Below are 9,021 nucleotides of genomic sequence, written 5' to 3' on the forward strand. Positions count from 1 at the left end.
CAGGTCCCCGAGGAGGCGATGATCGTGGCCGACGCGGTACTCGCCCAGCACGGTACGGACGGGCTGCGGGTGCTGGTGATGACCCTGGCGGCCTGGGCCAACGCGGGCAAGGCGATCGACTACGCCAAGCGGTCCACCGCCTACGCGGAGGCCGCGCTGCAGGCCGCGACCACGGCGGCCGACGCGGTCAAGGAAGCCCGGGCCGTGGAGGCGGCGGCCCGGGACGCGGAATCCGCCCGCATCGCCGAGGACACCGCGATGGGGGTCGAGGAGGCCCGCATCAGAGCACGGGCCGAGACCGAGGAACTGGCCCGCGCGGCCGGCGAGCGCACCCAGGCCGACAGGACCGCCACGGACATCAGGAACCTCATCGCGACGGCCACGGAGGCGCTGCGCGGAGGTGACCTGGCAGCGGCCGTCGCCGCCGGCCGGAAGGCGGCTGTGGGCCTCCTCGACTCACCGGGCACCTGGACGTCCGACGCGGCGGAGTTCGCGCTCGCGGGCGAGGACCAGGACGTCGCCAACTGGCTCGACAGCGACCGTCTTCTCGCCGAACGGCAGGACGACCGCGAGAGCGTGCTCACCATCGCCGCCACGGCCGGGGCGGAGGTCGCCGAGGCCGCCCACCGCGCGCTGGCGAGCGACGATCCGGACGCGGCGCGCGACTTCCTCACGCGCGGGGTCATCGAAGCCTCCGCCACGCAGAGCCGCGTCATGGTGTTCGAGCTCCTGAACCAGAACCCGGGCAGGAACGTCAAGGCCAAGGCCGAGGCGGCCCTGGCCGAGGGAAGCGCCGCCGCCCTGCACCGCTTCCTCACCGTCGAACTTGCGGAAGCGGTGAAGGTCGACGACCAGGCCGAGGTCTTCGCCCTCCTCTCCAGCGGCGGCCCCTACACGAAGTCGGCCGCGCAGATCGTCCTGGAGGGCCCCGCCCGCATGCGCCGGAGCTTCGTGCTCCAGGACAAGTACGACATCGCCCGGCTGGACCAGGACCACGCCACCCACGTCTGCGCGATCCGCGCCTCGATCGCCCACGCCGCGAAGGTCGCGGCGAAGGCCCTGGAGGACGCGGCGCTGGCCTGCAAGGCGGCGGCCGACGCCCGTAAGGCCGCGGCGGAGGCGAGCCAGTGGGCCCTGAAGGCACAGGGCCATGCCGCGGAAGCCGAGACCGCGGCGCGGGACGCGAAGACGAACGCGGATGCCGCCGACGCGTCGGCGAGCGAAGCCGCCAAGTCGGCCGCGAGTGCCAGGCAGGCGGCCTCCAAGGCCCAGGTGGCCTCCCGTTCCGCGAACTACTCGATGCGGCAGGCCGTTTCGTCGGCGCGGCGGGCCGCCTCCTTCGCGTCGAGCGCCCAGGCGAGCGCCAGCCAGGCCCGCGCCGCCGAACTGCGGGCCGGCCGGGACGCGCGGGCAGCAGCCGACGCGGCCTCCGCGGCCCGCAGTACCGCCGAGGTCAAGGCGAGGGCCGAGGCCATCGCGAAGGCGAGGCAGGCGGCCGACGCGGCGAGGGACCACGAGGCGAACGGCACCCACCCCTCACAGACCGCCGCCAACGACGTCCCCTGGTACGTGGAAAGGGGCCTGTGGCCCGCGGACACCGGCAGCGACAAGGACTGGGCGGACGTCACCAAGCACTGGGCGACGGTCGCCGGCACGGCCTCGCTCATCTCAGCGGGGATCGGCTTTTTCTTCCCGTCGCCCGCTACGCCCTACCTGTTGGGGGCCGGTTACGTGTTGGCCGGTGTCTCCGTCGCCCTCAAGGGCGTGAGCGCCTACTTCAAGGGCCAGGCGTACGGGTGGGACAGCAGCGAGTTCCAGACGGCGCTCGGGCTGTTCGTCCTCGGCGGCATTTTCCTCGGGAAGTCCGCGTATCTGGAGAGGTCCGGCCTGGCCCACACCGTGGGCGGAAAGGTCGCGCACATGACGGGTGAAGCGGTGACCACGGTCATCGGCTGGCTGGAGTGGTAGCCGTTCCTGCTCAGCCCCTCGCCCCCGCCGCGTCCACGGCCGCACCGGCGCCCCACATCCCCGCGAACAAAAGGAACAACGCAATGAAGCTCGTACGACGCGTCGTCGCCACCACCGTGGCGGCGGCGGCCTGCATCACCCTCGCCGTCACCGCGACGCACGCCAGTGAGGCCCCCGCCCGGAGCCGCACGGCCGCGGTGAGCTCCGACCTGCCGCCCTACGCGACCGAGGACTTCAGGTACCCGGACGCCGCGAGGATCCAGGCCGAACTCGGCATCATCCTCAAGCGCGGCGACGGGCACATCGTGCTCGCCGACTGCGCCTCGGCCTCCGGGCTGATGGAGGTGTACTCCCGGACCCGGGGCAAGATCTGCTTCCGCGCCACCGGGAAGACCGGCCACCTCAGCCTGGAGGTCCCCGCGGTGTACGGGATGAAGGGCGACGCCACCCACCAGGCCGACGTGACGCTCACCGCCGAGGGCAGCAAGCAGAACGTCACGGTCGCCCCGAACGAGTGGAAGGGCGTGGGAGAGGCCGCCGACCCCGAGCGCCGTGACCACGTCCTCGTCGACATCACCGTCTCCTCGTAGCCCCTGCCGACGGCCGGCCGGGAGATCCCGCCGGACGGACGCATCCGACCACCCTTCCGTCCGCCGTGCCGCGCGGCCGGAACGCCCCGACTCGATTTCCGGAGAACGTCATGTCGAACGTACGTAGGCGCAGAGCATGGATCGGCGGCTCCGCCGTCGCCGCCGCGGTGGCCGGATGCCTGATGGCATCGCCCGCGCACGCCCTGCAGGGCACCGCGGCCGACGCGGCCGCCCACTCCCACACCGCCGGCATCGTCATCGGCGACGCCGAGCGCGCCTGCACGGGCACCCTCGTGGCCCCCCAGTGGGTCCTGACCGCCGCGAGCTGCTTCGCCGACTCGACCGGTGCCGTCCAGCCCGGCAAGCCCAGGACCGCCACCACGGTCACCGTCGGCCGGGTGAACCTGACCCAGAGCACCGCCGGAGCCACCCGCTCCGCGATCCGGCTCGTCCCGCACCCCGACCGGGACCTCGTCATGGTGAAGCTGGACAGCGGCATCGCCAACCTGAAGCCCGCCGTCCTGGCCACCACCCCCGCGGGCGCCGACGAGGCCGTACGGGCGGCCGGGTTCGGCCGTACCAGGACCGCCTGGGTCCCCGACCGCCTGCACACGGCCGCCTTCACGGCGGCCGGCGCAGGCTCCGCCGACCTCGCCCTGACCGCATCCGGCGACGGGGCGATCTGCCAGGGCGACGCGGGCGGCCCGGTGCTGCGCGAGCGGAACGGCACCCAGGAGCTTGTCGCCGTCATCAGCCGTTCCTGGCAGGGGGGATGCCTCGGCACGCCGTCCACGGAGACCCGTACCGGCGCCGTCGCGACCCGCGTGGACGACGTGCGCTCCTGGGTCGCGAGCACGTCGTACGCCGTTCCGGGCGACCTCACCGGCGACAACAAGCCGGACCTCGTCGCGGTCGACGACACCGGCAAGCTGCGCCTGTACCCCGGTACGGGCACCGGCGGCCTCGGCGCGCACACGATCATCGGCAGCGGCGGTTGGACGGGAGCCTCGGTGACGCACCGCGGCGACTGGAACGGCGACGGCATGGAGGACGTCGTCGCCCGCGTCGGCGGCGAGGTCCGCGTCTACCCCAACCTCGGCGACGGCACCCTGGGCGCACCGATCAAGATCGCCAGTGGTCTGCCCACCACCGCCCAGGTCGTCGCCATCGGCGACACCAACCGGGACGGGAAGCCGGACCTGGTCGTCACGCACACCAACAAGCTCTTCCTGTACCCGGGTGTCGTCGGCACCGCCCCGGCCGTCGGCGCCCCCGTCGTCATCGGCACCGGCGGCTGGGACGTCATGGACCTGAGCGCCCTCGGCGACGCCAACAAGGACGGCCGCCCCGACCTGCTGGCCCGCGACACCCGTGACGGCGTCCTCTACGCCTACCTCGGCCAGCCCGACGGGAAGACCTTCGGCGACCTCAACGAGTTCGGTCGCGCCTACACCGTCACCAACCGGCCGCTCATCGCCGGCGCCGCGGACGCCAACCTCGACGGCACGGCCGACATGTGGGCCACCGCAGGCGACGGCACGCTCAAGTTCTACAAGGGTGGCGCCGACGTCCACGGCCCCATCGACGGCCCGAGCATCCAGGTCGGCAGCGGCGGCTGGGGCGCCATCAAGTCCATCAGCTGACCCGGCACCGGGCCCCCGGCCCGGACTCCGACCCCACTTGCACACGGGCCCCGGCCGGAACGCTCTGGCCGGGGCCCGTGGGCATTGCGTCCGGGTGCCCGACCCGCCGTCCGCCTGCTCCGAAGGAGGATAATGAAACCCTTGTTCGGTCAGGATTGGCAGGGGGACGGCCGCGTGCTCGAACGTCTGGAAATGGAAGCATTCCTCGGGCTGGCCGCGGAGCTGCACTTCGGGCGAACCGCGGAACGCCTGCACGTGACTACCGGAAGGGTCAGCCAGCTCATCAAGAAGATCGAGCGCAAGGTCGGGGCCCCGCTGTTCGAGCGCACCAACCGCAGCGTTCGCCTGACGCCCCTCGGCCACCGGCTGTACGACGAAGTCCGGCCCGCGTACGAAGAGATACAGGAAGCTCTCGCCCGGGCCGTCAGCAGCACCCGGGCGGCGGTCGTCGAGGTCCTGCGGGTCGGCTTCATGGGCGCGGCCGCCGGCCAGGTCGCCCACCAGGCGGGCGCGATGTTCTCCGAACGGGAGCCCGGCTGGCGCGTCCGCATCCGCGAGGTCCAGCTCTCCGGCGCCCTGGCGCGGCTGCACGAGGGAGAGGTCGACATCCTGATCCTGGCCCTGCCGATCACCGAACCCGGCATCGTCGTCGGGCCGGTGCTCTTCTCCGAGGCGCGGATGCTGGCGGTTCCCGCGAGCCACGCCCTCGCCCGCCGGGAGAGCGTGACCCCGGAGGACCTCGCCGACGTGGCACTCGTGCGCGTCTGCGGCGCACCACCCGGGGGATGGCTGTCGGACCTCTGGCCCGACCGGACGCCGCAGGGAAGGCCGATCCCCCCGGGCCCCGAGGTGGAGACGTTCATGGAAGCCCTGCAGGCGGTCGCTTCAGGAACCGGCGCCGTCATCGTCGGCGAGCAGGTCACCCGGTTCTACGTCCGCCCCGGTATCGCCTATGTCCCGATCACCGGCACGCCACGCCTGGACCGGGCCCTCGTCTGGCTGAGGTCGTGCAGCGTCCCCGCCATCCGCCCCTTCACCGCAACCGCCCTGGAGGCGGCCCGCCTCCTGCACCCGGCCACTCCCGCGCCCTGATCCGCCCCGGCGGCAGAGGGCCCACAACTGGCGGCCGGGGTACCCCACACCTGGGCGGTTCTACGCGTCTGCGGACGCCGACCAGTCGCTCGGCCCGGCCACGGTCACCGCCGACTTCGCGTGTCCTGCGCGAGTTGCAAGGGCACACAGCGGATGAGCCGGATCCCTGGCAGGTCACCCGAGGGCCGAGGCATCCGTGATCAGGGACATCGACCCCGCGCAGATCATCCCTCCCTTCCCCCACACCGGGAACGCGGCCGCCGCGACCCTGCCCCTCCCATTCGCCCATGCCGTCCGGCACCGCCGCCTGACCCCCGGCGACACAGTCGCCCTCTTCGGCATGGCCGGCGGAGCCAGCACCGCGGTCAGGCTCCTTCGCTGGTGACGGCCCGCCGACACGGCAGCCGCTACGCCGCAGCAGATCTCCGTCGACCTGAGGGACGCATGCCCGGTAGGCAGGCAGGCAGGCAGGTGGCGTGGCACGGGGCATCACCTCGGCCGGTCAGGGACCTACCAGAAGATCTCTGACCCAGGTCCGCCGTAGCTGCGTGCAGCGTCCTGAACTGGTCGTACTGGCGACGCAGGCGTCAGTACCAGGCCCGCATCAGCCATTACTAACGACGCGGGCACACACCACCAGAAACCGACAAGCCGTCAGCACAAAGACCGTTGCAGTACTAGCAGTACTAGCAGTACTCGTAGTGCTTCGTTAGCTGGTCTTGTCGTGGTGAGTGCCAGGTAGTGCGCTGGCTGTTTGAGGGCTGGGGAGCTAGCGGCGGTGCGGCATCGGCTGGAGAAGTTCACCTCCGAGGTGTTCGCGCCGCTGGTCCGGCGGGACCAGCGAGAGAAGGGCGCCTTGTATCTGCGGGGACTGCTGTTGGAGGGCCGGCGGAAGTCGATGCAGCCGATGGCTGGTCGGCTTGGTGTTGATCACCAGCAGTTGCAGCAGTTCATGACGTCCTCGACCTGGCCGGTCGAGGACGTCCGGGCCCGGCCGACATGGCGGGCGGTGGCGGCGGTGCGGCCACAGGTGTGGGTGCTCGACGACACCGGGTTCTCCAAGGACGGACGTGCCTCGCCCGGGGGAGCCCGGCAGTACTCGGGCACCCTGGGCAGGGTTGGCAACTGCCAGATCGGCGTCAGCATCCACGCCGCCTCCGGCACTGCCTCGTGCCCGCTGTCCTGGCGGCTGTTCCTGCCCGCCGTCTGGGACGGGCCTGACGCCGAAGCCTGTCGGCGGGCCTGCCGGATCCCCGGGGCCGAGCACCACGGGGCCAAGTGGCAGCCAGCCCTGGACATGCTCGACGAACTCAATGGCAGCGGGCTGCGGCCCGCCGTCCTGGTCGCGGACACCGGCTACGGCGTCAACGCCGACTTCCGCCGCGGCCTGGAAGACCGAGGCCGGGCCTACGTGTTGCAGGTCAGAGCCGGGATGACCGCCTACGGCGAGGACGCCGAACCCCACCAGCCGGCCTACGGCGGCCTGGGCCCCCGGCCGCTGCCCGGCTACCGCACCCGTCCGGTCTCCTTACGTGGGCACGTTTCCGCGCCTCAAACGCCGGCGGGGCTGGGGTGGGTGCGCGCAGGCGGGGTCGGCGGGGTGTGGGGCGGTGCCCCGCCGGAATGTCTCCTCGGCTCGGCGCGCGCGGGTCCGACGCGGCTGTGCGGGCCGGTCGCGCCTCGTCCTGCGGGGACACTCCGCCGTGTCCCCACCCCACGGCGGACCCACGGGGCGCGGCGGCGGGTACGAGATGCGGCGCGGCGGGGGCTGGTGTGGACTCGGAGGGCCGAGCGGATCCGGTGGCCGGAGCCGCGCTGTCGAGTGGAGGAACGTACCGATGTCGCCGAGCAAGCCGAGCATCGTCTTCGCCCATGGCCTGTGGGCCGACGGCTCCTGCTACAGCAAGCTGATCCCCGTCCTGCAGAACGAGGGGCACGAGGTGGTGTCGGCACAGAACCCCCTCGACTCCCTCGCCGGGGACGTCGAAGCGGTCCACCACGCGCTCGGCCGGGTCAGCGGACCGACCCTGCTGGTCGGTCACTCGTGGGGCGGCTACGTCATCACCGCGGCCGGCACCGACGAGCGGGTGGCGGGCCTGGTCTACATCGCCGCGCTCGCCCCGGACGCGGGGGAGACCCCGCAGGACCTGATCGGCAAATTCGACGCACCGCCGCTCTTCTCCCACCTCGACACCGAAGAGGGCCGCATCTGGATCTCCCGCGAGGGCATCTCCGACTTCGTCGGCGACCTGCCCGAGGCGGAACAGCGCGTGGTCTGGGCGACACAGGGCGCTCCGCGCGCGGAGGTACTGGGCTCGACGGTGGACGACCCGGCCTGGCGCTCGAAGCCGAGCTGGTTCCTGATCACCACCCAGGACCGCGCGGTCAACCCCGACCTGCAACGCTTCGCGGCCCAGCGCATGGGCGCCACGTCGACCGAAGTCGCCTCGTCCCACGTCCCGATGCTGTCCCGCCCGGAGGTCGTCCTGGACCTCATCCGCACGGCCGCAGCTTCTCTCTGACCACTCCCTCCGTGGCTACCACCACCGGACCCGCCCGCCTCCCAGCCCGCCGACTGCCGCTACCAGGCCGCCCCATCCGCTTGTGGCCTCCGGTGCTGGGCCCGGCCGCTTCCCGGACCACCGGTCAGGCATCTCTGCCCGCCCCGTCAGGGGGTGTGGGGGCGTGCAGGGTCGTCCCCGCAGGTCGAGCGCGCAACCGCCCTTGCGGTCGCGATCGGCCCGCACGCGCGAGCCGAGGAGTCGACCCGGAGGGCCCCCGCGCCCGGCCCGCCTGTCTGCGGCCCCTGGCCGGGGGTGTCCCTGCCGCACCGCCCCGCCAGGGCACCGCTGGGTCGGCGTCCCGCCCCTGCCGGCCTCGCCTTGTTCGCGGACCACCGGTCAGGCGCCGCTGCCCGGCCCGTCTGTCTGCGGCCCCCGGACAAGGGTGTCGCTGCCGACCCGCCCGCCTGCGCAGCGCCCCGCTGCCATGCCCCGCCCAAGCAGGGCACCGCCGACCGGCCCCGGCGCCCTCAGGGGCCGCCCCGTGTCATCGATGTGACCCTCAGGGGGCCCACCCGCGTCTCCCCGAGGGGGGAGAAGCCGAAGTGGCGGTACAGGGTTACGTTCGACGGGTCCGCCGTGGTCAGGTAGACACCGGCCCGGCCGGGCTCCGTTGACAGGGCGTGGTCCAGTAGGGCGCGGCCCGCCCCACGGCCCGTCAGGGACGGGTGGACGCCCAGGAATTCCAGGGTCCAGGCACCCGCCGGAGCCCCGCCCTCCGTCGCGGTCAGGTAGCGCAGGGTCCGGCCGAGGGCCGGCGGGCCGCAGTGCAGGGCCGTGCGGGCCGCCCAGCTCGCGCGGGCCGCCGGGCCCGGGCCGGCCCCCGGCGGGGTGAGGACGGCCGCCGCCAGTACGGCGCCCTCCGCGTCCACGAGCGCCGTGCGGCGGGCCCCCGCCAGGGTCGCCTGGGTGCGCAGCACCTCGCGGAACCACCGCCCCCGCCGGGAGCCCGACGCCCCGCAGATCCACGACACCCCCGGCTCCCGGGCGAACGCCGCGCCCAGCAGCTCCGCGCACCCGGCCACCCCGGCCGCCGTATCGATCCGCCAGGGCCGCGCCCCCGGCGCCCCCGGGTGCGATCGTGCTCGCGCAGTTCGTCGTGCTGCGGCTGGTCGAGAAGCGCCGCCGGTCGCGGGTGATCGCGCTCGTCGGGCTGATCTGGACCGG

Annotated in this window: 6 protein-coding genes and 2 pseudogenes; 7 read left to right on the forward strand and 1 reads right to left on the reverse strand. The window is 73.3% G+C overall.

Annotated features, from left to right (window positions below; all coding sequences use genetic code 11):
* From ABZ873_RS33035 to ABZ873_RS33065, 7 genes and pseudogenes are all read left to right on the forward strand, one after another.
* Window positions 1–1,968 (forward strand): annotated as a pseudogene (locus ABZ873_RS33035) (hypothetical protein); the annotation flags it as partial.
* 83 nt (window positions 1,969–2,051) lie between these two features.
* On the forward strand, window positions 2,052–2,558 hold the full coding sequence (locus ABZ873_RS33040; protein WP_360880198.1) for a hypothetical protein: 507 nt from the start codon (window positions 2,052–2,054) through the stop codon (window positions 2,556–2,558).
* Window positions 2,559–2,668: 110 nt separating this feature from the next.
* Window positions 2,669–4,201, forward strand: a complete 1,533-nt coding sequence (locus tag ABZ873_RS33045; protein ID WP_360880200.1) for an FG-GAP-like repeat-containing protein — start codon at window positions 2,669–2,671, stop codon at window positions 4,199–4,201.
* A 141-nt stretch (window positions 4,202–4,342) separates the two neighbouring features.
* Complete coding sequence (locus tag ABZ873_RS33050) at window positions 4,343–5,293, forward strand: LysR family transcriptional regulator (RefSeq protein WP_360880203.1); 951 nt, start codon at window positions 4,343–4,345, stop codon at window positions 5,291–5,293.
* A gap of 196 nt (window positions 5,294–5,489) precedes the next feature.
* Window positions 5,490–5,678: a 3-oxoacyl-[acyl-carrier-protein] synthase III C-terminal domain-containing protein gene (locus ABZ873_RS33055; protein ID WP_360880206.1), complete on the forward strand. Its 189-nt coding sequence runs from the start codon at window positions 5,490–5,492 to the stop codon at window positions 5,676–5,678.
* A 426-nt stretch (window positions 5,679–6,104) separates the two neighbouring features.
* A pseudogene (locus ABZ873_RS33060) lies at window positions 6,105–6,767 on the forward strand (IS701 family transposase); the annotation flags it as partial.
* Window positions 6,768–7,131: 364 nt separating this feature from the next.
* On the forward strand, window positions 7,132–7,815 hold the full coding sequence (locus tag ABZ873_RS33065) for an alpha/beta hydrolase (protein WP_360880209.1): 684 nt from the start codon (window positions 7,132–7,134) through the stop codon (window positions 7,813–7,815).
* Between the two features lie 509 nt (window positions 7,816–8,324).
* Here the strand turns inward: ABZ873_RS33065 and ABZ873_RS33070 are convergent.
* On the reverse strand, window positions 8,325–8,879 hold the full coding sequence (locus ABZ873_RS33070) for a GNAT family N-acetyltransferase (protein ID WP_360880211.1): 555 nt from the start codon (window positions 8,877–8,879) through the stop codon (window positions 8,325–8,327).
* Window positions 8,880–9,021 lie beyond the last annotated feature (142 nt).

The organism is Streptomyces sp. NPDC047014, assembly GCF_040644195.1.
Taxonomy (GTDB): Bacteria; Actinomycetota; Actinomycetes; order Streptomycetales; family Streptomycetaceae; genus Streptomyces.

Bases quoted from the DNA above. Each gene is read 5' to 3' on its own strand.
- ABZ873_RS33065 (WP_360880209.1), top strand. From the start codon at position 7,132: ATGTCGCCGAGCAAGCCGAGCATCGTCTTCGCCCATGGCCTGTGGGCC.
- ABZ873_RS33040 (WP_360880198.1), top strand. From the start codon at position 2,052: ATGAAGCTCGTACGACGCGTCGTCGCCACCACCGTGGCGGCGGCGGCC.
- ABZ873_RS33045 (WP_360880200.1), top strand. From the start codon at position 2,669: ATGTCGAACGTACGTAGGCGCAGAGCATGGATCGGCGGCTCCGCCGTC.